The sequence below is a fragment of the Pantoea sp. SGAir0183 genome (assembly GCF_043545505.1).
The window spans coordinates 210,848-233,188 of sequence record NZ_CP028057.1; the positions used below are offsets into that span (position 1 = coordinate 210,848).

Annotated in this window: 23 protein-coding genes; 9 read left to right on the forward strand and 14 right to left on the reverse strand. The window is 51.5% G+C overall.

Annotation, left to right across the window (positions count from 1 at the left end; translation table 11 throughout):
- Positions 1-90 precede the first annotated feature (90 nt).
- The 4 genes from budA to C1N59_RS21550 all read left to right on the forward strand — a co-directional run bounded on the left by budA (position 91) and on the right by C1N59_RS21550 (position 3,962).
- The gene (budA, locus tag C1N59_RS21535; protein ID WP_394551077.1) at positions 91-873 is read left to right on the forward strand and encodes an acetolactate decarboxylase; all 783 of its coding nucleotides are present in this window, start codon (positions 91-93) and stop codon (positions 871-873) included.
- Positions 874-888: 15 nt separating this feature from the next.
- Positions 889-2,568 carry an acetolactate synthase AlsS gene (gene alsS / locus C1N59_RS21540; protein ID WP_394551079.1) on the forward strand — a complete coding sequence of 560 codons (1,680 nt, stop codon included), beginning with the start codon at positions 889-891 and terminating at the stop codon, positions 2,566-2,568.
- Positions 2,569-2,593: 25 nt separating this feature from the next.
- Complete coding sequence (locus C1N59_RS21545) at positions 2,594-3,367, forward strand: (S)-acetoin forming diacetyl reductase (RefSeq protein ID WP_033742618.1); 774 nt, start codon at positions 2,594-2,596, stop codon at positions 3,365-3,367.
- A gap of 178 nt (positions 3,368-3,545) precedes the next feature.
- On the forward strand, positions 3,546-3,962 hold the full coding sequence (locus tag C1N59_RS21550) for a hypothetical protein (RefSeq protein WP_006121976.1): 417 nt from the start codon (positions 3,546-3,548) through the stop codon (positions 3,960-3,962).
- Positions 3,963-4,177: 215 nt separating this feature from the next.
- On the opposite strand, the gene C1N59_RS21555 is transcribed toward C1N59_RS21550, so the two are convergent.
- Positions 4,178-4,651: a nuclear transport factor 2 family protein gene (locus tag C1N59_RS21555; RefSeq protein ID WP_394551081.1), complete on the reverse strand. Its 474-nt coding sequence runs from the start codon at positions 4,649-4,651 to the stop codon at positions 4,178-4,180.
- Between the two features lie 86 nt (positions 4,652-4,737).
- Positions 4,738-5,172 carry a 6,7-dimethyl-8-ribityllumazine synthase gene (locus C1N59_RS21560; protein WP_006121974.1) on the reverse strand — a complete coding sequence of 145 codons (435 nt, stop codon included), beginning with the start codon at positions 5,170-5,172 and terminating at the stop codon, positions 4,738-4,740.
- A gap of 431 nt (positions 5,173-5,603) precedes the next feature.
- Here C1N59_RS21560 and C1N59_RS21565 point away from each other — a divergent pair, with 431 nt between their 5' ends.
- On the forward strand, positions 5,604-6,311 hold the full coding sequence (locus C1N59_RS21565; protein WP_006121973.1) for a phage antirepressor KilAC domain-containing protein: 708 nt from the start codon (positions 5,604-5,606) through the stop codon (positions 6,309-6,311).
- A gap of 58 nt (positions 6,312-6,369) precedes the next feature.
- On the opposite strand, the gene C1N59_RS21570 is transcribed toward C1N59_RS21565, so the two are convergent.
- Positions 6,370-7,167, reverse strand: a complete 798-nt coding sequence (locus C1N59_RS21570; RefSeq protein WP_033742422.1) for a MetQ/NlpA family ABC transporter substrate-binding protein — start codon at positions 7,165-7,167, stop codon at positions 6,370-6,372.
- A 239-nt stretch (positions 7,168-7,406) separates the two neighbouring features.
- Between C1N59_RS21570 and C1N59_RS21575 the strand changes: the two genes are divergently transcribed.
- Positions 7,407-7,808, forward strand: a complete 402-nt coding sequence (locus C1N59_RS21575) for a cupin domain-containing protein (protein ID WP_394551083.1) — start codon at positions 7,407-7,409, stop codon at positions 7,806-7,808.
- A gap of 130 nt (positions 7,809-7,938) precedes the next feature.
- Here the strand turns inward: C1N59_RS21575 and C1N59_RS21580 are convergent, their stop codons facing one another.
- The 6 genes from C1N59_RS21580 to C1N59_RS21605 all read right to left on the reverse strand — a co-directional run bounded on the left by C1N59_RS21580 (position 7,939) and on the right by C1N59_RS21605 (position 13,803).
- A complete protein-coding gene (locus C1N59_RS21580; RefSeq protein ID WP_394551085.1) occupies positions 7,939-8,619 on the reverse strand; it encodes an SDR family NAD(P)-dependent oxidoreductase in 681 nt (226 codons plus the stop codon).
- A 1-nt stretch (position 8,620) separates the two neighbouring features.
- A complete protein-coding gene (locus C1N59_RS21585) occupies positions 8,621-9,091 on the reverse strand; it encodes a YhcH/YjgK/YiaL family protein (RefSeq protein WP_394551088.1) in 471 nt (156 codons plus the stop codon).
- A 4-nt stretch (positions 9,092-9,095) separates the two neighbouring features.
- Positions 9,096-10,253 (reverse strand): sialidase family protein, encoded by a 1,158-nt coding sequence (locus C1N59_RS21590; RefSeq protein ID WP_394551090.1) that lies wholly within the window; start codon positions 10,251-10,253, stop codon positions 9,096-9,098.
- Between the two features lies 1 nt (position 10,254).
- On the reverse strand, positions 10,255-11,676 hold the full coding sequence (locus C1N59_RS21595) for a sodium:solute symporter family protein (RefSeq protein ID WP_039339478.1): 1,422 nt from the start codon (positions 11,674-11,676) through the stop codon (positions 10,255-10,257).
- Positions 11,677-11,753: 77 nt separating this feature from the next.
- The gene (locus C1N59_RS21600) at positions 11,754-12,635 is read right to left on the reverse strand and encodes a dihydrodipicolinate synthase family protein (protein ID WP_394551092.1); all 882 of its coding nucleotides are present in this window, start codon (positions 12,633-12,635) and stop codon (positions 11,754-11,756) included.
- Positions 12,636-12,657: 22 nt separating this feature from the next.
- Positions 12,658-13,803 carry an iron-containing alcohol dehydrogenase gene (locus tag C1N59_RS21605; RefSeq protein WP_394551094.1) on the reverse strand — a complete coding sequence of 382 codons (1,146 nt, stop codon included), beginning with the start codon at positions 13,801-13,803 and terminating at the stop codon, positions 12,658-12,660.
- Positions 13,804-14,304: 501 nt separating this feature from the next.
- Between C1N59_RS21605 and C1N59_RS21610 the strand changes: the two genes are divergently transcribed.
- Positions 14,305-15,291 (forward strand): D-threonate 4-phosphate dehydrogenase, encoded by a 987-nt coding sequence (locus C1N59_RS21610; RefSeq protein WP_394551096.1) that lies wholly within the window; start codon positions 14,305-14,307, stop codon positions 15,289-15,291.
- Positions 15,292-16,131: 840 nt separating this feature from the next.
- The gene (locus tag C1N59_RS21615) at positions 16,132-17,604 is read left to right on the forward strand and encodes a mannitol dehydrogenase family protein (RefSeq protein ID WP_394551098.1); all 1,473 of its coding nucleotides are present in this window, start codon (positions 16,132-16,134) and stop codon (positions 17,602-17,604) included.
- Between the two features lie 38 nt (positions 17,605-17,642).
- On the opposite strand, the gene C1N59_RS21620 is transcribed toward C1N59_RS21615, so the two are convergent.
- From C1N59_RS21620 to C1N59_RS21635, 4 genes are all read right to left on the reverse strand, one after another.
- The gene (locus tag C1N59_RS21620; protein ID WP_394551100.1) at positions 17,643-18,677 is read right to left on the reverse strand and encodes an alpha/beta hydrolase fold domain-containing protein; all 1,035 of its coding nucleotides are present in this window, start codon (positions 18,675-18,677) and stop codon (positions 17,643-17,645) included.
- A 288-nt stretch (positions 18,678-18,965) separates the two neighbouring features.
- Positions 18,966-19,052: a magnesium transporter protection protein MgtU gene (gene mgtU / locus C1N59_RS21625; protein ID WP_353247409.1), complete on the reverse strand. Its 87-nt coding sequence runs from the start codon at positions 19,050-19,052 to the stop codon at positions 18,966-18,968.
- Positions 19,053-19,061: 9 nt separating this feature from the next.
- Positions 19,062-19,157, reverse strand: coding sequence for a protein MgtR (mgtR, locus tag C1N59_RS21630; RefSeq protein WP_110268492.1), 96 nt, complete (start codon positions 19,155-19,157; stop codon positions 19,062-19,064).
- Between the two features lie 594 nt (positions 19,158-19,751).
- The gene (locus C1N59_RS21635; RefSeq protein ID WP_394551102.1) at positions 19,752-20,636 is read right to left on the reverse strand and encodes a helix-turn-helix transcriptional regulator; all 885 of its coding nucleotides are present in this window, start codon (positions 20,634-20,636) and stop codon (positions 19,752-19,754) included.
- 169 nt (positions 20,637-20,805) lie between these two features.
- Here C1N59_RS21635 and C1N59_RS21640 point away from each other — a divergent pair, with 169 nt between their 5' ends.
- Positions 20,806-21,711: a DMT family transporter gene (locus tag C1N59_RS21640; RefSeq protein ID WP_394551104.1), complete on the forward strand. Its 906-nt coding sequence runs from the start codon at positions 20,806-20,808 to the stop codon at positions 21,709-21,711.
- A 4-nt stretch (positions 21,712-21,715) separates the two neighbouring features.
- Here C1N59_RS21640 and C1N59_RS21645 read toward each other — a convergent pair whose 3' ends face one another.
- Positions 21,716-22,060, reverse strand: a complete 345-nt coding sequence (locus tag C1N59_RS21645; protein WP_044243074.1) for a gamma-glutamylcyclotransferase family protein — start codon at positions 22,058-22,060, stop codon at positions 21,716-21,718.
- Between the last annotated feature and the right edge of the window lie 281 nt (positions 22,061-22,341).

A 22,341-nucleotide genomic window follows, 5' to 3' on the forward strand; every position in this document is an offset into this window, starting at 1 on the left:
AAAGTTAACAGGTTTTGCTATTGGATTCTGTCGGCAAACGGGACCACCATAATGTTAACACGGCTTAACAGTTAACCCATGAGGCATCCAATGAGCAATTTTGTAACTGATTGTTCCTGCGAGGATCAACTTAAAGATACGGTGAACAAACTGCAAAAAAATATGCCAGAAAGTGTTATGTATCAAACCTCTTTGATGAGTGCACTTCTGAGCGGTGTTTACGAAGGTGAAACCCGAATTGCAGATTTACTGCGTAAAGGCGACTTTGGCCTGGGCACGTTCAACCAGCTCGACGGAGAATTGATTGCATTCGACAGCAATGTTTATCAGCTACGGGCGGATGGCAGCGCCCGTCCTGCCCATCCTGAGCAGAAAACGCCCTTTGCTGTTATGACCTTCTTCCAGCCTCAGCATAAACACACTTTCGAACGTGCTGTTCCACGTCATGAGCTGCACCAGTTAATTGACAGTGAAATCACCTCGGACAATCAGTTCTGTGCCTTACGTGTCAGCGGCCACTTTTCATCGGTACAAACCCGTACCGTCCCGTGTCAGTGCCGCCCATACCGCTCGATGCCAGAAGTGCTCGGCAATCAGCCCATCTTTGAATTTTCTCATCGCAGCGGTGAGCTTATCGGGTTCCGTACGCCACAGTACATGCAGGGCATTAACGTCGCCGGGTACCACGAACATTTTATCACCGACGACAGAACCGGAGGCGGTCACATTCTCGACTACGTGCTTGAAGAGGGCACGCTGGCCTTTGGCGCCATCAGCAAGCTGGTCATTGACCTGCCGGAAAACAGTGATTTCCTGCACGCCAATTTGACGCCCGAAAACCTGGATGACGCTATCCGTTTTGTCGAAAGCTAATAACGAGGCCTGAATATGAAAACCCTCTCAGATACAACCCTCTGGACCTGCGGCGCCGACCTGGTTGTCGCACAACTGGAAGCACAGGGCGTCAGCCATGTGTTTGGTATTCCGGGTGCAAAAATCGATAAAGTCTTTGATTCATTGCTGGATTCGTCTGTTCAGACCATTCCCGTGCGGCATGAAGCCAATGCTGCGTTTATGGCCGCTGCGGTGGGCAGACTGACCGGAAAAGCAGGGGTGGCGCTGGTCACCTCCGGTCCTGGTTGCTCCAATCTGGTGACCGGTATGGCGACCGCGACCAGCGAAGGCGATCCGGTTGTGGCGCTGGGGGGCGCCGTCAAACGCTCTGACAGCGCCAAGCAGGTCCACCAAAGCCTGGATACCGTCTCTATGTTCCGCCCGGTCACAAAATATGCGGTAGAGGTGACCGATCCCTCCGCACTGGCTGAATGCGTGTCAAATTCCTTTCGCCATGCGGAGCATGGTCGCGGAGGCGGTGCGTTTGTCAGCCTGCCACAGGATATTGTCGACCAGCCGGTGACGGGCAAAGTCCTGGCCAGCAAAGGCGGTATCACCCTGGGGGCGGCACCCGACGTCATGATTGATGCGGTCAGTCGTGAAATAGCCAAAGCAAAAAATCCGGTGATTTTGCTTGGCCTGATGGCAAGCCAGCCTGAGAACAGCGAGGCCATTCACGATCTGTTAAACCGCAGCCATATCCCTGTTACCAGCACCTATCAGGCAGCAGGCGCGATACGTCAGGAGCACTTTTCCCGTTTTGCTGGCCGCGTGGGTCTTTTCAACAACCAGGCCGGTGACAAACTCCTCCAGCAGGCGGATCTGATTATCACGATTGGCTACAGCCCGGTTGAGTACGAACCGGCGATGTGGAATACCGGCAATGCGACGTTAATTCATATTGATGTCGTCCCGGCGGAAACCGACAACCGCTATTTACCTGATGCTGAGTTAGTGGGGAATATCGCGGCAACGGTGGGCAAGCTGGCGACGCGGATAACCTCACCCTTACAACTTAGTCAGCAGGCTGCCAGCATACTGGACGATCGCCAACAACAGCGACAGTTACTGGCGCTTCAGGGGGCCAGTCTGAATCAGTTTGCACTTCATCCCCTGCGTATTGTCCGGGCGATGCAGGACATCATCAACAGTGACGTCAGTCTTACCGTGGACATGGGCAGTTTTCATATCTGGATTGCCCGCTACCTCTACAGCTTCCGTGCGCGTCAAATCATGATTTCTAACGGACAACAAACCATGGGCGTTGCCCTGCCCTGGGCTATCGGTGCCTGGCTTGTCGATCCATCACGTAAAGTGGTGTCGGTATCAGGGGATGGCGGTTTTCTCCAGTCCAGTATGGAGCTGGAAACGGCGGTCAGGCTCAACGCCAATATCCTGCACATTATCTGGGTTGACAATGCCTACAACATGGTGGCGATGCAGGAAGAGAAAAAATATCAACGTGTGTCCGGTGTCAATTTTGGGCCCATTGATTTTAAAGCCTATGCCGAGGCGTTTGGCGCCGCGGGGTTTGCGGTGACCAGCGCAGCTGAACTTGAGCCGACACTGCGCAAAGCAATGGATGTGCAGGGGCCGGCGGTTGTGGCTGTACCGGTGGATTATGCGGATAACCCCCTTTTGATGGGACAACTCCATCTGAGTCAGCTTCTTTAATCACGAAGGAACGGAGGACATGATAATGAAAAATCGAGTGGCGCTGGTAACAGGTGCGGGCCAGGGCATTGGTGAGGCCATTGCGTTACGCCTGGCGAAAGATGGCTTTGCCGTTGCGGTAGCGGATTTTAATTTTGATACCGCTTCTCAGGTCGCGGAAAAAATTAAAAAAGCGCAGGGCAGTGCATTAGCCATCAAGGTTGATGTATCAAAGCGTGATCAGGTTTTTCACGCGGTTGAGCAGGCACGTGAAGTGCTGGGCGACTTTAATGTCATTGTCAATAATGCCGGGATTGCGCCGTCCACGCCTGTTCAGGACATCACGGAAGACATCATTGATAAAGTCTACAACGTCAACGTGAAAGGCGTGATTTGGGGGATGCAGGCCGCGGTTGAAGCCTTTGCTGCGGAGGGGCACGGCGGAAAGATCATTAATGCCTGCTCCCAGGCTGGCCACGTCGGAAATCCTGAACTGGCGATATACAGTTCGAGTAAGTTTGCCGTGCGCGGTCTGACCCAAACGGCAGCCCGGGATCTCGCCCCGGCGGGCATTACTGTAAACGGTTTTTGCCCGGGCATTGTCAAAACCCCCATGTGGGCAGAAATTGATCGGCAAATTTCCGAAGCCGCAGGTCAGCCTGCAGGTTATGGTACTGAGGCCTTCGCCAAAAGAATCACTCTGGGCCGTTTATCCGAGCCCGACGATGTGGCCGCCTGTGTAGCCTTCCTCGCAGGACCGGACTCGGATTATATTACCGGCCAGTCTATCCTGGTTGATGGCGGAATGGTCTTTAGCTGATCGCGATCAGGCCTGGCACGCTTGTGCCAGGCGACCTCTGTTCAGCCAGGCCGTTTCTCGTTACTCTTCGCATTGCTTACTGACAAAATTCAGAGCATGCCGAGCGCCTGCGGGCTTCCATCATGCTCTGAAATCGCTAAAATAACGTGCTCATTTGTCAGGGAGTCACACAGCCACAATGCGTTATCGTTATCTGTTTGCCGCACTCGCGGTCGCCACTGCCTTGTCAGGCTGCGCCAAAAAGCAGCCTGCCGCCAATCCTGCTGACGCCTTTGCTGAAGGACAAACGCAGATTGATGTCTCTCATGTGATTACGCGTGCTGACGACGGTTCCCATATCTACCTGACCGTGGATGGTAAAGATGCTGGTGAATTGCCGAATGGCGAAAGTAAAGTCCTGCATGTCCCGGCGGGTAAACATGAAGTCGGCGGTTACGTCCGTACCTTATTTGGTCTGGGACGCGTGACCATTGATCCCCTTGAGGTGACAACGTCACCTAACGACGTGAAAAAAGTGGCCTACACGGTGACGCGCAATAAAGCGACCTTTGTTGAGCAGCCTAAATCAAACGACGCCGCGCAGGAACAAGGTTAAGGCATTGGGCGGAATGGTCAGTTCGATGTGACTGACCTGAATTGTCGGCGTGAACAGCCTTGCCGGAACTAAAATGCCCAGGTAGTGTGAAAGTCAGGGCTGCTGTTTACAGCCTGAAGGTGAACGGTTCAGACAATATGGTGCTGTTCTTTTCTGTCTCACCCGACGCGAGAAGGTGCGTCAGGTGGATCTCAGACATGTTTCACGGAAATTGCCTACAGGCCAAGATCACTGAGTGAAGGATGGTCGTCCGGTCGGCGGCCCTGAGGCCAGTGAAACAAACGCTGACTCTCGGCAATCGCCACATCGTTTATGCTGGCGTGGCGCCTGACCATGAAGCCATTCTCGTCAAATTCCCAGTTTTCATTGCCATAAGAACGAAACCAGTTTGCCGCGCTGTCATGCCATTCATAGGCAAACCGAACCGCAATGCGGTTTGAGTAAAAACTCCACAGCTCTTTTATCAGCCGATACTCGGCTTCTTGCTGCCATTTCTCGCGCAAAAACGCCACGATTTCGCTACGTCCGCTCAGGAAGATATCGCGATTTCGCCAGACGCTGTCAGGCGAGTAAGCCAGTGAAACGCGTTCGGGGTCGCGGCTGTTCCAGGCATCTTCGGCCAGACGCACTTTCGTTATGGCCTGTTGTACATCGGTAAACGGTGGTAAAGGCTGGCGTGGGGCTTCCATACTGTCTCCTGAAATAGCGGCACTCTGGATAAGCGCGCCGCCTGGCTGTGATAAACAGACTGTTAAACAGACAAAACCACGTGCGTTTACAGTGAAATGGCGTGAATTTGACGGACTGCGCGCGCCGCTTCTTTGCCTTTTTTCACAAAATGCTCGGTGTAGAAGCGAATGAATTCATCGGCAGGCTGAAAATTATGTGGTGTCAGTGAGACGGAAAACACGGGCACGTTGGTCGCCAGTTGTGCCTGCATGAGTCCGTTCACGACGGCCTGAGCGACAAAATCGTGGCGGTAAATGCCACCATCCACGACCAGAGCCGCACAGACGATTGCATCGAACTTACCGGTTTGTGCCAGGCGTTGTGCCAGTAACGGCATTTCGAAGGCGCCAGGCACATCCCAGGTTTTAATTTCACAGGGCGTGCTGCTGTTGTCCATTTCCTGCTGAAATCCAGCCAGGGTTTGAGAAACAATCTCGCTGTGCCAGTTTGCCTTGATAAAGGCGACTCTTAACGGTTGCATAACTTACTCCAGTCAACGTGACATCCGGTTCCTGAGAGATCGGCAGACGCGCTCATCTTCCCGAATGACTATAAATTCTCTGATGCGTACCATTGCCAGTCACACATCATAAAGACATCGATCCCGCTGCCGGACAGCAGTATCCGGCTGAATTCAGTGATGAATAGCGGACAGTATAAACCGATGTAAACCCCGTGCGCTTACCTTTCACTCGCTTTTGCGGTCTTCCGCGTGTGCCCCGGGTTCCCTGGCAAGGTGAAAAGCACAGGGCCATGCTTTGCGTGCCTCCGGTATCGCGATCGCTGTTCGATTGTGTAACGCATTCCATTTATGATGTTGCTTAAAAATAATACTGGATATTTAAACAGGTAATTGTATAATTATTCCACTGCCCGCTGGGTGTTGTCTGGAATGATTAGGGGGTAAAGCCCATGATGATGTCGACAGAAACTTTCAACGCAACGGATCATGCCATCACAATGAGTAGCCGGGAAATTGCTCAAATGACCGGAAATACACATGGTGAAGTTAAACGGTTAATCAAAAGCCTTGAAACGGCACAGCGCCTGTCCCAGCCACTTTTGGTCAATCTCTATGAACACCAGGGCGAAATGCGCCAGGAATATCACCTGAATAAACGCGATTCCCTTCTGGCGGTGGCCCGGCTTTCGCCTGGCTTTACCGCGGAAGCGCTTGATCGCTGGCAGGCGCGTGAAGAACGCGTTCATCTCCCTGATTTCACGAATCCCGCCGAGGCGGCCCGCGCCTGGGCGGAGCAGTTTGAACAGCGCCGTGCTGCAGAAAAGCAACTGGCCGAATCTGCGCCAAAAGCCGCCTTTTTCGACGATTTCGTGAATGTGGACACCGCGCTCGGTTTTCGTCAGCTGTGTAAAATGCTGAAAGTGAAAGAAACGGATTTTCGTCAGTTTCTGCTCGACCGCAATATCATGTACCGTGAAAAGGGCGCATTGACACCACAGCATTACCATCTGCAGGCGGGTTACTTTACCCTGCACGCAGGAACGGCAGAAAATCAGCATACTTTCTCACAGGCGCGGTTTACCACGAAAGGGGTCCGGTGGATTGCCAGCTTATGGGCCGGGCATCTTTCCGCACAAACCAAAGGCGCTGCCGCCTGACGGCACGTTATGCCTGGAACAGGCCGCCTGCTGCGCGGCTTGCCCCAGGCTGTCGGATTTACCAACCTTTAATGGCATCGCCTTTATAAACGTCTTCTGCTTTTGCTGCGACCTCAGGAGACTGAAATGCAGCTTTCAGCTTTTGAATCTTATCGCTGTCTTTATTGTCCTGACGTGAAACCAGGGCGTTAACGTACGGCGAAGAGGCGCTTTCCATAAACAAACCATCGCGATGAGCAGATAACCCCGCCTGCGCAGAGAAGTTGGTATTAATAATGGAAAGGGTGACGTTTGGGTCGTCCAGCGTGCGGGTAAGCTGTGGTGTATCCACTTCGACCAGCTTCAGATGTTTGGGATTATCGGTAATATCCAGCGATGTTGGTAAATAACCCACACCGTCTTTTAGCTTAATCAGCCCCTGAGCCTGTAATAGCAGCAGGCTGCGTCCAAGCGTGGTGGCTTCATTTGATATCGTAATGGTATCGCCATCCTTCAGCTCACTGATATTTTTAATTTTGTGCGAATAGGCAGCGATAGGGAAAACAAACGTTTTGCCCACAACGGCAAATTTATAGCCGCGCTCCTTTGACTGCTCTTCAAGGTAAGGCAGGCTTTGAAAGGCGTTCGCATCCACTTCTTTATTATTCAGTGCTTCATTGGGCAAAACATAATCATTGAAGTTCAGCACTTCAACATCCAGCTGATACTTATCTTTGGCTACTTTCTGTACTTCTTTCCAGATAGCTTCATCAGGACCCGTATTAATAGCCACTTTCACTTTATGATCGTTATCAGGCGAGCAGGCGGACAATAATAATACGGAACTGGCGATTAGCGCCGTCAATAAACCTTTCATGTGTAGGGATTCCCATCAGTATTTGATGCCGAAAGCCTAATACAAATTCACGGTATTGCGTACTTACGCGTCGCTATAAGATATAACCATCATGCTCTGATTGGGATAAAAAAACATCAGCGCTGTTATCGCTGTCTCCGCCGCCTTTCAATTGCTGATATTAAGTGTGCTGGCGAATTATCAGCTATTTTTAAACGAGTCACTCAGCCCGGCCCGGGGCGTCATTAACAGGAGAAACGATGTCAGGTGAAAACAGCGATAACGCATCAGCATCAGAAATTAAGGCGGTAACGCTGCTCAAAAGTTGCCAGGCATGGAATGGCCAACATATTGACGCTTATCCGCAGGGACAACCCGAACTGACAGTCATACGCTTAACCCTTCCGGCGCAAACCGCCTTGCCCTGGCATACTCATCCGATGCCCAATGCAGCGTTTGTCCTTTCAGGGACGTTAGTGGTGGAGGATAAAGAAACGGGTGAGCAGCAAACTTTTCAGGCTGGTGAAGCGTTGAATGAAACCATCAACAGTGCGCATCGTGGTTTTACGCTGGAAAGTCCTGCTGAGCTGATTATCACGTACGCGGGTGTGAAAGGGCAGGCACTGACCGAACCACTACCCGGCGAGCCGGAAGAGTTTTAGATCGCTATGCGGGCAAAGCCTGTGACGTAATGTGAATGAAAAAGGGGAAGGGCTCACGCCATTTCACCGGAATAAGCGCGACAGCCGTGGTTAAACCAGCCGGTAAACGCGGGTTTAACCACGCGGCAAATCAGGCTTTAAGTGAAGCGCCTCCACATATCACCAGCTCCTGCCCTGTGATGGGAGCAGCGCGTTCACTGAGTAAATAACTCACCAGTGAAGCCACTTCTTCTGGCTGAATCAGGCGTCCCATTGGCGGCAGGATGGGGGCGGATGAGGCCCGTTCAGGTTTGGTCAGCATCGGCGTTTCGGTTGCGCCGGGAGCGACAACATTCACCGTAATCTGCCGAGGAGCCAGTTCCATTCCCCATGAGCGGACCATGCCAACCAGCGCCGCTTTGGTTGCCGCATACTGCGAGCGATTGGCGGCACCGCGCGAGGTACGACTGCCGATAACGACGATCCTGCTGCCTGGCTTAAGCGTTGGCGCAAAGTGATTGATCAGCACTTCGGCTGCGTGAACGTGCAACGACCACAAGCGTTTGCTGGCCGCTCCGTCCAGTTCGCCCAGCGGGGCGGCGACGATCATTCCTGCGGCGTGAATCAGCGCATCCGGCGTTTCAAGCCCGCTGATTGCCGACCTGAATTGATCGGCATCAGTGAGATCAACGGCGATGCCGTTCAGGTTGGGTAAGGCTGCCTCGCCCTGCGTCCGGCTCAGCCCCGTAACTTTCCAGCCCTTTTGTAATAAATCCTGAGTAATCGCTTTGCCGATGCCAGAACTGTAGCCTGTAACGATAGCGTGACGCATCTCAACCTCCTGACATCGATTTCGGTACCTTAAAGACGGCTTTACGAACGGCTACTGGCGCGCCTGCGGCACAGAGGGCCTGATGGGGTTCACCGGGCAAAAAGACCGCAAAGTCTCCCTTACGCAAAGTGATGCTAACCGGTAATGGTTCTGGCTGCGCGATATACAAATCGGGTTTGCGCTCTTCATCTCCGGCCCTGGCAATGGAATGGGTGCCAGCATAAATGACCTCTTCACCCTCCAGCATCACCTGAATGTCAGTCCAAAGATGGTGGTATTCCGTATGACGCAGCGTGGCGTCCTGGGTGGTGGCCTGTTGGATCGTGCAAAACCACGCTGCATTTTCCGGCTGCCATCTACCGATATCCCTTGCGGCCAGCGCTTCAAGAGAACAGTCGGGTAACCGGAGCAGAGCCAGTAAGGGTTCGGGTAACCCTGCCAGTGGCAGGGCGTTCAGATTGCCGATAATCATTTGCTTACTCCTTCACCCAGTCGGGTGTGACGCGCGCATATTTAATCGCCTGGCGGAAATAGGTATACGCGATATGTAAGGTACCCTGTGCATCCTGTTTAATGCTCGGGTAGGAAAACTCACGGTTCAGTTTTTCCTGAGAATTGTTTGTCATACAGTAACCGTCACCTTCATCCAGGTTTTTCTGCCACGGCCAGGTTTTGCCGCCATCGGCGGAAATTGCGACAGTCATTGGGGCGCGTGGCGCCCCCCAGAAAGCGCTTCGTCCGGTTGCTTCTGGCTCCTTTCTGCCGTCACCGTCATCGATCTCATCATAGAGTGACGCGCGACGTTCCGTTGCCCCGGCTGCACTCATGCTATTAAACACCAGCGCCAGTTCGCCACTTTGCAGCGTCGTCACCTGAATTGACGAATTGTTGTTAGGTAACACCGTGGCTTCAGGCGCTGTCCAGCTCTCACCACCATCGGTGGATCGGCTGAGATAGATATTGTCTGCCCAACGGCTGCGGTAAAGGGCAACCAGCGAACCATCCTGCAGGGCAGTGATATTCATATGTACGCACCCCAGGCTTTCCGGCACAACCACATCCCGCCAGCTTTTACCCTGGTCGAATGAAATCTTCACCGCACTGATATCGTCGTTACCCACCCACTTTTCACCCGGCTGCGTGCGGCAGTAAAACACCGGCAGTAACCAGTTGCCGTTTTCCAGCACGGTGATGGGCTGACGAATAAAGGTGCCCGGTTTATCCAGTAACGTGTCAATGGGCCCCCAGGTTTTACCCAGATCGCCAGACTGGCGGTAGCGGACAATCGCCGTATCCTGATTACCGGACAGCTGTGCGGTCCACAACAGCCACAGCACGTTGTCGGGCGCGAGGAACAGAACGGGATTCTGCTCAGAACGGGTTGGATCGTCGGACAGTTTTATCGCCTCACTCCAGATATGGCTGCCTGCAGGTAAGCGCGAGCACCAGACAGAGATATCGGCTATGCCTTCCTGTGTGCCGCCAAACCAGACGCAGAGCAGAGAACCATCGTGCAGCGGTAAAATATTGGCGGCGTGGTTCTGTGGACATGACGAAGGCAGCATTGCGGTCAGTACGCGGTCATCTTTTTCCCATGGCGTCAGGATGCCATCACGCGTTACGGTTACAGTCATTTTATTCTCCTTTTCCTGCGGCAGCTCTGGCGTGTTCTGCCGCTGCGGTTCTGGCTTTGCTGGGGATCATATGGTCAATCGCCATGATCAATGCAGGCGTCAGTAGGGCGATATACATGTTATTAATACCGAACGGATCGCCTGCCAGATACCAGACTGAGGTCACGACACATGCACCAATCAGGCCGGCATTGGCACCGCGAGTACTTCTGTAGAACGGGGCATAGAAGGCAATGACCGCGACAACGGTGATAGACAGGCGAATCGCTCGGGTAAAGAAGGACAGTTTCAGAACTTCAGGGACAAACAGGACAAAGATCAGCGGCAGAAAGCCAATCAGCAGCGACAACCAGCGCGTGGTTTTAAATTCCTGCTCTGTCGTGGGTTTGAAATAAGGCACATAGAAATCCTTCACCACCAGCGACGCGATAGCCAGGGCAACGGTACTGACGCTGACAAATATAGAGGCAACCAGTGAGGTCGTTACCAGACCAGCCAGCCAGGGATTCATATCCTGCAGAAACACCGGCAATGCATACAGGCTGTCAATATTGGGGTGGAGATATTTGGCTGCCACACCGATAACGGCAATCGCCAACGCAATCGGCATACAGAACAGAAAGGCAATCCAGGTCGAGCGCTGCGCCGACTTCACACTTCTGGTCGACGAGATAGCCTGAATGACAAACTGGGTGCAGAAGATCGAGCCAATCGTCCCGATAAGCCAGGCGACAATGGTTGACGCGCCAATATTACCGTCCCAGGTCCAGTAATAAGCGGGCATTTCATTGATCATAGGCTTGAGGCCGCCCGTTTGTGACAATGCAAACCAAAGAATAGCCAGGATACCAAAATATTTCAGCGCGCTGTGTAGCATGGTGACCCAGGCGATTCCTTTTAAACCGCCGAAGGCAAAATAGAACGTACTGACTACAGCCGTAATAAAAGCGGCAACCGGCAATGTCACGTGTAATACAGTGGCGATTGCCGCCGCACCACTGACATAATTTCCCACATTGACCAAAAGCAGGGCATAAATCATGATCAGTGAAATAATATTCTTGGTGCTGTTACCGTACTTCTCAGCAATCGCACCCGAGATGGTAATTTTACCGGTATTATAAATGCGTTTCACCAGAATCATGCCAAAAAGGGGAAAGCCAATAGCGGCGCCAATGACTGACCAGGACGCGGCAATCCCACCTTCAAAGGCGGCCTGAGCCGTGCCGATCGTCGATTTTGCACCGATATATTCTGACATCAGCAGAATACCTACAATAAAGGCAGGCATGGCTCTTGAGCCTTCCATAAAATCGCCCGCGTTTTTACTACGTAACCGGAATGTCAGCCAGGTGGTAAAAAGAATATATGCCAATACAATGCCGATAATTATCAGGGTGTCCTGAGCGTTGAATGTTTTCATTATAGCCTCAGATAGAGCAAGATAAATTCGGGGAGCGCTTTATGCTCCCGGTATTTAAAATTTATAAATTCTTATTATCATTTCAGGTACAGGTTAGTGATTCTGCGAATTTCCTCTTTCTGCGCAGCGTCAAAATGAATGGCATAACGGCTCTCGCCCACGTTATGGCCTAAAATTTGTAGCGCTTTTTTTACTGCTGCAGGTGAAAAGGCGACCTTATAAAGATCGGTGCGCAACCCTGTGACCTGTTCCTGCGCCTGACGTGATCCGTCAATATCGCCGGCATGAAAGCGTGACCAGATCGCATTTATCTGGCGCGGTGCAACGTTAGCCAGACCTGATATACAGGCAGAGCACCCTTCAACAAAGCCTTGATGGATAAGTGAATCAGGGCCGTTAAGCACGTCAAAGTTGTCGCATTCTTTTACCGCGTCCAGATAGCCGCGCAGGCTTTCATGACTTCCGGCACTGTCTTTTACACCAATGATATTGGGATGGGCAGCAAGGGTGCGAGCGGTTTCTGGTTCAATCGTATTGCCTGTTCTGGCCGGAATGTTGTACAGAAAAACCGGTACGGAAAGGCCATCCGCAATTGCCGTGTAATGGTTAATCAGTTCGCGTTGATTTAACGGCACAAAATAGGGCGTGATTACTGAAACCGCATCCACGCCCAGCTTTTCAATTTGTTTACCCAGGCGAAGGGTGTCCCGGGTCGATATCTCACCAATATGGGCAACAACCTTTGCCCGCCCCGACACTTCGTTAACACAGGTTTCTGTAACAGTAAGCTTTTCTTTTTCGTTGAGAACAAAGAACTCACCATTTGTGCCGCCGCAAAAAATACCGTTACCGGCATTGAGTTGTCGGGTAACCTGGCGCTTCAGTTCATCAAGATAAAGATCACCTTCCTGAGTAAAAGGCGTCACAATCGCTGTAAGTACACCTTCTATTTTTTTCATCTTTACCCACTCCTTTCGGTGGTTAAATTTTAGGGAACAGGGCCCGGTAAATATCAGCCACATCCTGATGACTTACAGCGCAGGGTGAATTGTTCATTAAACGCTTCACATTGAGTGCAGATTCGCTCAGCGCATCAATATCATCTGACGGCACACCTAATGTTTCCAGGTTATCCGGCAGATTGAGCCGTTTAACTAATTTGGCGAGATAGTCGACCAGCGCGTGCGATTTTTCTTCCGGGGTCAATGTGATATCGGCGCCCGGAATGAGGTCCCAGACAGTGGCAAATTTGTCGATGGCAAACGGGCGCACCACTTTCATACAGGGTGCCAGCAGAATGGCATTGGCGACGCCGTGAGGCAGGTGATAAGTGCCTCCCAGAGGATACGAAAGCGCATGAACAAGATGGGTGCCGGCGTGCGCGATTGCCGCGCCGCCATAATAAGAAGCCCATAGCATTTCCAGCTTCGCGTTCAGGTTATGCGGTTCAGTGACGGATGTTTCCAGATTCCGGAACAGCTTATGCAGGCCCATCAGCGCAACGTTGTCACCCACAGGGTTCGAAATGGTGGCGGTGTAACATTCCAGTAAATGGCACAGTGCATCAATGCCCGTTGATGAGGCGATATGCGCAGGCATGCTGGTGGTCAGTTCTGGAATTAACGCGACATAATCCGGCAGCATCACAGGGGAAATGATGCCTGATTTGGTGTTTTTTTCAGGGATAGCCAGAATAGCATTGGGCGTTGCTTCCGAACCCGTTCCCGCCGTCGAGGGAATAAGCAGTGAGGGTAAACGGGCTGTAATTTTCCCGCCATCAAGCAGCGCTTTAAGGGAGGGTGACGCAACGTGACATAACACAGAAAGCAGCTTCGCCACATCCAGTACGCTTCCACCGCCAATGCCCACCACTAAATCAAACGTTTTACCTGCTGTACGCGACAGCACCGCTTCAACATCGTTATGCGTGGGTTCTGCCGGAACATCATCGATCAGTTTAACGTGACGGCCATCCTGACTGAGCAACGTCAGGATTTGCGTGGTCGCGGGCAAATTTACAATGTTCTTGTCTGTTAAAACCAGCAGGTGTTGTTTGTCCGTAACGACCGGCGTCAGTGCCTTTATCGCGTCGGAACCGCTCAATATTGTGCTGTTAATTAATGCCACGTCTGTCTCCCCATAAATGACTGAAATTCTTCATTCCGCTTAACTTCGCTCACTCACTGGCTAAATTTATAAATAAAATGGCGCTTTATTAAATTGATCTTGCTCACATATAATCGAATGTGATTGAATATAATCATTATAGTGAGGGGTGAAAACTGATGAGGTGCGTTGTGTCTCTGATCTTCAGGTGCTTTTGACGACAGGGCGACAAAACAAGAGGGCCAGATCTCTGACCGTTGACCGGATGAGTGAAATCGCTCAACGACGGCAATGCGGGTTTGCACGCTGGGCTGATTTTAGCGACAAGACGTCAGGGTTGGCTAAATGGACTGCTGCAACCGTCTCGGCCCGGGCGTAACGCGGCCCAGAAGGGCGGCGGTGTATGTTCCGGGTGGGCATGCATCCGGTTGTGACTGACGTCAGGCGGTATTAACGAAAGCCGGTGTTTGGGTAATGAACCTCCCCCTTTAAAAATTTTGAGCGTCGTTGAGGAGAAAATAAGTGACGAATGTTGTGGCGATTACGATGGGCGATCCGGCTGGGATCGGTCCTGAAATTATTATTAAGGCCTTAACCGAGGGCGCGTTAGCGGGTTCGCCCGTTGTGGTTATCGGTTGTGTACAAACGTTCCGCCGCATACTGGCAATGAACATAACGCCCCAGGCGGAATTAAACGTCATTAATAACGTGTCCGAAGCCCTCTTTATGCCCGGCGTTATTCATATTATCGATGAGAAAGTGGTACATCCTGAGGCACTACAGTGTGGGGTTGTGCAGCCTGAAGCGGGCGATGTGGCTTATCGATGCATCAAACGTGCAACAGAAATGGCGATGCGCGGTGATGTGAAAGCGATTGCGACGGCTCCGCTGAATAAAGAAGCGCTGCATATGGCCGGCCATCATTATCCAGGCCATACGGAATTACTGGCAAAATTAACTGACACCAAAGATTATTCGATGGTGCTCTACACCGATAAACTCAAAGTGATCCACGTCAGCACGCATATTTCTCTACGGACATTCCTGGATACGCTCAGCCAGGCGCGCGTTGAAACGGTAATCAGAATTGCCGATACGTTTTTGCGCCGTGTCGGCTTTAGCCAGCCGCGTATTGCGGTTGCGGGCGTTAACCCACACGCGGGTGAAAATGGGTTGTTCGGTGATGAGGAAATTCGCGTGCTGACACCGGCGATTGAGGCGATGAAGGCGCAGGGCATAGACGTCTATGGCCCGTGCCCGCCGGACACCGTATTTATGCAATGCAATGAGGGCATGTATGACATTGTTGTGGCTATGTATCATGATCAAGGCCATATTCCGCTCAAGTTGTTGGGCTTTTACGACGGTGTAAATATTACCGCAGGCTTACCGTTCCTGCGCACCTCAGCCGATCATGGCACGGCCTTTAACATTGCCTGGACCGGTAAAGCGAATCCCGAAAGTATGGCTATCTCGATTGATATGGCGCTGCAAATTACGCAAGCATAGTGTTGTGCGGGAAGGGAGGCTCAGGGTGACATGATTGCGTTGCCCTGCATACGGCTTCTGGGCGGCTGTGAAAACCTTCGCGATAAAACAGGCACCTGAACCTATATAACCTTAATACAGCGACGCGTCGGGAAACGGGTGTCTGTCATCGCATGCGGGTGCAATATCAATACAGCACCGTATCGGACTGGTTTAAATGCTCCGGCTCCACAGAGGCATAACTGACGGCCTTACCACGTACGCGTCGAATGACGCCAGATGAGGGAATAAAAAGCGTTCAGCGTTAATGTCCCGCCTGTCAAACACGGCGTTGAGTTTCTGCCTGATTTTCGTTTTGTCCGTAGCGAAATAGCTCACCGTGCTCTTAAACCCATTGGTGCGATTAAGTCTTTTTATACATGACGCCTGATGAGGTCGGCCGTTTTTATAAGCAATCTTTCGTATTTTTTTAAATTTTGGTTATTCACTCGCACCGCAAAACAGCGTGTTAATACGTATCAGCCTGTTTGAAAGTTAATTCTTCTGTAGTGCCAGTAATATTTATAGTTATAAAGAAGTTATGATTTTTATTTTCTTTGTTAATTAATAATACTTTGCCCAAAGACATAATTGCCATTCATCACATTTTTTATTTATAACTGGTATGGTAGTGGAACAATTCTGCCGCTGACGATAGGCTTCTCGCACCTGTTCTGTTTTAAAAACTTTCCTTTTGCCGTGGTGTTCTCAGGCGCTTGATCCAAACGGCGCCGCACAGGAAAACATCAAGGCGATCTCCAGGTGCTGCCGTTATTTAACGTCAGTGTCCACGCAGCTAATAAAAAATAAGGTGAGAAAGAAATGCAAACTACTCTACTGAATGCGAAGGCGACGGTTCCAAAATGGAACAGGAATAAGCTCGTCCCGCGTATTGTCCATCTTGGATTCGGTGCTTTTCATCGGGCTCATCAGGCGGTCTATGCCGATGTTCTTGCAGCAGAACATAACAGCGACTGGGGCTACGTCGAAGTTAATCTCATCGGCGGGGAACAACAGATTGCCGATCTGAAACGTCAGGGATTATTGTACAGCGTGGCAGAAATGTCGGCTCATGGCTGGGAAGGGCGCGTAATTGGTGTGGTGAAGCAGGCGCTTCACGCTCAGGTCGATGGAACCGAAGCCGTACTTCACGCCCTGTGTCAGCCCGAAATTGCCATCGTTTCCTTAACGATTACCGAGAAAGGCTATTGTCATTCACCGGCAACGGGCGAGCTGATGCGCGACCATCCTCAGATTGTCGCTGATCTGGCTCAGCCTCACCAGCCGCTTTCTGCGCCAGGGATCATCGTTGAAGCACTGGCGCGTCGCAAGGCTGCTGGTCTGCCTGCGTTTACTGTGTTGTCCTGCGACAATATTCCAGAAAACGGAAAAGTGATCGGTCAGGTCGTGCGTGCTTTTGCCCGACAACGTGACAACGACCTGGCAGACTGGATTGAACAGCAGGTGACGTTCCCTTCAACCATGGTGGACCGTATCGTACCGGCGATGAATCCGCAGAGTCTTGACGCGATCGCGGCGCTTATTCAGGTGGCCGATCCCGTCGCGGTAGCCTGTGAGCCCTTTCGCCAGTGGGTTATTGAGGATAATTTCGTCGCAGGGCGGCCGGCATGGGAAAAAGCCGGTGCAGAGTTAGTCAAAGACGTGCTGCCCTACGAAGAGATGAAACTGCGTATGTTGAACGGCAGCCATTCATTTCTGGCTTATCTGGGCAACCTTGCGGGTTATGAGCATATTTATGACTGTATGCAGGACCCGCACTTTCGCCTTGCGGCACGACGCTTAATGTTGACAGAACAGGCACCGACGCTAACCGTTAAGAACGTTGATTTGATCGATTATGCCGATCGGCTGATTGCACGCTATGAAAATCCCGCGCTACAGCATCGTACCTGGCAAATTGCGATGGATGGCAGCCAGAAGTTACCGCAGCGTTGGTTACATTCCGTTTGCTGGCACCTCAAGCGCGGCAGCCGTTTTGATCTGCTTGCATTAGGTATTGCCGCATGGATGCGCTATGTCAGCGGTAAGGATGACCAGGGAAAAGAGATTGAGGTCTGCGATCCTTTATTGGCGTCTATACGAACCGTCGTTGACGGCAGCGTAGAAGGGGAGGCGAGGGTAAAAGCGCTGTTAGGACTGGAAGCTATATTCGGCCACACGCTACCCGATAATCCCTGTTTTGTGCAGCAGGTGGTTAAATTCTATCTCCATCTACTGGACAAAGGGGCAAAACAGACTGTCGCGGACCTGATGGCTGACGTGTCAGCAGATTGATGATCAGGCAAACCACATAAAGTGGTTTGCCTGGTGCATTACAAATTGTCGTTTAAATTGGCTGTGCTCTTGCTGCCTGTTCGTGTATCAGGGTGCAGCACCTCTGAAAACCAGTTCACAACCAGGCGGATGACGTCAGGTTGATACCAGACCTCATCACCATGTTCTGCACCTTTCACCACGACGTACTCAACCTGATCACCTGCCTTTTTTAGCGCATCAAAGAGTTGCGCACTTTGATGCGGTGAAACGAGTGAATCTTTATCACCGTGCATAATCAGGAAAGGCGGTTTGGGGTTCGCAAGATGGCCCATGGGACTTGCCTGACGGGCTTTATCGGGATCATCCATGACAGACGCGCCTGCAAAATTGTGGAAGGCCGGTCCATGAATCAAAAGGGCTTCAGTGACGGCCGGTGAGGCGTGGACCTGTTGATTCTCTTCAGAGAAGCCTTCGCCAATATTGCGCAGATCGGAAATACCGTAAATCGTAGCGGCGGCCTGAACATCAGACGATTTATCTGTGAAATCCCCTTGATCGAACACGGTCTGGCCATTTGTCATGCCCAGCATTTGAGCCATCCAGCCACCAGCCGAGTCGCCCAGAACGCCAATACGATGAGGATCAATACCGTACGTTTCTGCATGTTGTCTCAAATAGCGCACGGCTGCTTTCCCGTCAACAACCGGCGCAGGGAAGGTATCCGGTACGACGCGATATTCGGCAGCGGCTACAACAAAACCGGCTTCTGCCAGCGCCATGCGCATTTGAATAAATTTCTCGTGGTCGGCACTGGTGAAACCGCCGCCCGGAAAATAAACAATTGCGGGTTTGACTGTATCGGTGCGGGGCACCAGTAATGACATGTGAAGCGGTCTGACCGATCGTAGCGTTGTAATCTGCGAATAAACCACGCCAGTGATCGCATCAATCTGGTTGCGCACAGGTTGGACTTCAATCACCTTTGCGCCTTCACGGTATCCGTTCAGTTCAGTATTTTTCGTTGCCATCGCGTTACTCATCGTCATGATTACGGCCAGTCCCCCAATAAAAAAAGTGTGGCATACATTCATAATTATTCCCTGAGACGTTGAAAGAAAGTGTGAATTGTTAAGGGTTTTTAAAAGGTTGCAGGGGCGTTCAGCCTTTGCCAGCAGACGGTAGCGCATAAGGCATAGCGCGGTGTTGAGCAAGATTATGAAAGCGAAGGTTTTATGGGGGTTGGTTACGTGTGTTCCGTGAAAGTGGATGTTTGACCAGAAAATTTAATGGGTTCTCAGGCACCGTCGTGGGCATTACGCTGCGCCCACCGGGTCCGGTATCTGACGGACCAGACGCAGGTAATGTCTGGTCCTGAGTGGTTAACGAATCACGATCGTCAGCAGGATGAGGATGGCCGCTATGGCAACAACCTGAATAAAAATCTGGTTAAGCGTGAACTTGCGCATTGCATTCCCTCACTGCGTCAGTATTTGCCAAATACCTGCCGACATCACGATAAAGCCGACAAAAAGAAAGATCAGGGTAATCGCGGTTTCGGATGAACGATTCATAGTATTCCTCCCTGGTTAATGATGAGCGCCTGACCCTACTGTGCAGAAAGCAACAAATCGGGGCAGGACAGGTTTGTTTCATGGCTTCAGGCAGAGCAGGGGCTCACCGGTTTCTGGTAAAGGCGTAAAGTCGCCTCACTCAAAAAGGGATTAGCGCGTCACAGGAACAGCGTAAGGTCTGCCAGTACGTCAGGGTGTGGTTCCGCTGTGCAAGGCAGGATCGCCGCATTGCCGTTTCGCGTTTAAAAACGCTTTACGGATGCCTTACAGCAAGGATGCCGTCCATCCGGGAGGCGGGAATAGCGCATTTTTGAACATAAACATGACGGTGGTCCTTATGGTCTGATTCATGATTAACCGGACAAAAGGCCAGTGATCGCGACGGGAAGTCTGTTGTCCTCCAGAGTGAGCAAAACCATCACGAAAGCGTTTTACTCACCGGAAGGGTAAAAAAAAGTTATCCCGTCACAGGGCGTCCGAATGAATCTGCACGTAGTGTAATCAGGTTACACAATGCGTCAAAGCACGAACCGCCGATGTGTGAGGATTGGTTTAGGTTAACTCGCGGGGTACTTCGTCCATGACTGAGACGATTCACAACAATTCAGGGCCGCTGGCCATGCGTAACTGCGACGGCGTCGATCCGGTCACCTGCTTAAACCGGTTACTGAAATGGCTCAGTGAGTTAAAACCATTCTCCAGTGCAATCTCGGTTAACGACAATGATGTCGATACGATCATCTGACGCGCGTTTTCCATCCGGCGCTGCATCACGTACTGGTGAGGTGCAACGCCGAGTGACTGACGAAACATCCGGGCAAAATGATATTCACTCAGACTGGCCTGGCTGGCGAGAACGTTCAGAGTAAGGGGCAGAGCCAGGTGCGCATCAATAAACGCCAAGGTATTGCGCAACACATAGGGAGCAAGTCCGCCCGTGACAGAGGGAAGCCGCCACTGAACACACGAATAGTGTTGAATCAGATGGGTTAACAACAACGTGCTGGCGGTACTCAGCATCAGCTGATTGGCTGGCTGCTGCCAGTCGCAGCTAAGTAAAAACTGGCGATACAACGCTGTAATCGTGTCATCACTGGCAAAAATCTTTTCATCGAGGGATAACGAGGCCGGGCTGCGATCCCAAATCTTTTCACCGACCTCTCGCAGGTGCTCATCTGTGCAGTAGAGATGCACGAAGGAGAGATCGCTGCGTACATCCCAGGTCGATTCACTGTGCTGCGGCATCAGGCAAAATTTATTCGGTCCGCCGCCGTTGCGCCATCCGTTTGCCGTTTTGTGGTAACTCTCATAACCATCAGCAATATACAGGCTGAGCGTATGATGATTGCTGTTAACGGTAACGCGGTCTTGTTTGTTGTGCCAGGCGGCCAGTCGGATGCCCGAATTAAGCATCACCGATTCCCGTAGCACGGCCTTTTTTTGACGCAGTGTTTCAAAGGTGTCGTAAACGCGAGACATGGCATGCTTCCGCTTGATAAACAGGGGTCCAGTCTAGGATGAGAGACGTCAGGTAGCCAGATGTATCACGCTAAAATGCGCAAGATTTTGCAACCCGACCGCAACATGATGAAAGCCAACCCCTCGCGATTACGTCACAGTGAAGAGAGTTTGAGGCAGAGGGATAACGATGAACGCATTACTTTACGCCATTGTGGTCGTGATTTGGGGAACAACCTGGATCGCTATTTTTTTACAGCAGGGGCCCGTGGATGTCACGGTTTCGGTATTCTGGCGGTTTGCCATCGCCAGCGTCATTATGCTGATCCTGTTAACGCTACTGGGACGCCTGCGCCGTCTGGCATGGCAGGACCATCTGTTTTGTCTGATCCAGGGATGCTGTGTGTTTTGCTTTAATTTTTGGTGTTTTTACACGGCTGCGGCTTACATTAATACAGGCCTGGAGTCGGTGATTTTTTCGATGGCCGTACTCTATAACGCGGTAAACAGTTATATTTTCTTTGGCCAGCGCCCACTCCCCCGTTTCTGGTTTGCCGCCGCACTGGGATTAACCGGCATGGTCGTCCTGTTCTGGCACGATCTGCATATCAGCGACTGGAACAGTAACGCGCTCATGGGAATGGGGCTGTCAGCACTGGGTACCTTTGGTTTTTCATTAGGCAATATGATCAGCCTGCGCCATCAGCGTCGGCATCTTGAGACGATGACCACCAACGCCTGGGCCATGTTTTATGGTGCTCTCGTTATGGGCCTTATCGCTATTATTCGTGGTGCCAGCTTCTCACCGCAATGGACCTTCACTTATCTCGGCGCCTTACTTTATCTGGCGGTGTTTGGTTCCGTCATCGCTTTCTGGGCTTATTTCACCCTGATCAAACGCACAAGTGCGGGCAAAGCCGCCTACACCACACTTATGTTCCCTCTGGTCGCGTTATCGTTCTCCACACTTTTTGAAGGCTATACCTGGCAAAGTCATAGTGTGGCCGGCTTGCTACTGATTTTAAGCGGTAACCTGGTGATGTTTGCCCGCCCCATGCAATGGTTCAGGCGTAAAGCGCTGACAAACGCGCATTAGCTGTTTATGCGCGCGGCGGTGTGCATTGCGGTTGCAGTTGATAGACGTAAGCGGTGACAGTGTCACCGTTTTCAAGGGTCACTTCCGTCCTGAGGCGATCGTACCCGTCTTCAAATTCGTCCAGCATGGACCAGTATGATAAGAGATTATCAGAACTAAAAACGTAACCCTCAACGCGCGGACCTCGGCTATCCAGCACCAGACCAGGAAAGCCTGCGGCTGCTCCGCACCCCTGAGGATAGAAAATGCCGCTTACAAAGCCTGCCTGCCAGTTGCCTCCGACCCTGTCGAGAATGTGGGCATTACTGTGGCCCGGGCGCAAAGTGCCATAAACGAATAACCTTTCCATCATTATCTCTGTGTAAAAACCGCTACCTTAGCTGCACGAACTGCGGTTGTCATTATGGAGAACGTTCTATTTTAACGCACAGGCGGTGCGTAGCAATATGCGCTTATTATCATGGAGTTATATTTTAATGAAACAACCTGTTCACATTTAACCCTATAGTTTCTGTTAGTGACAAAATATCCCGTCATAGTCGCTGTTTTCTTTTTTTCAAGGTTCTGGAAATAAAATTACGTTGTAAAGCCGGTTAGTTATTTGCCGATAAAGGCCTGTGAAAATAATTG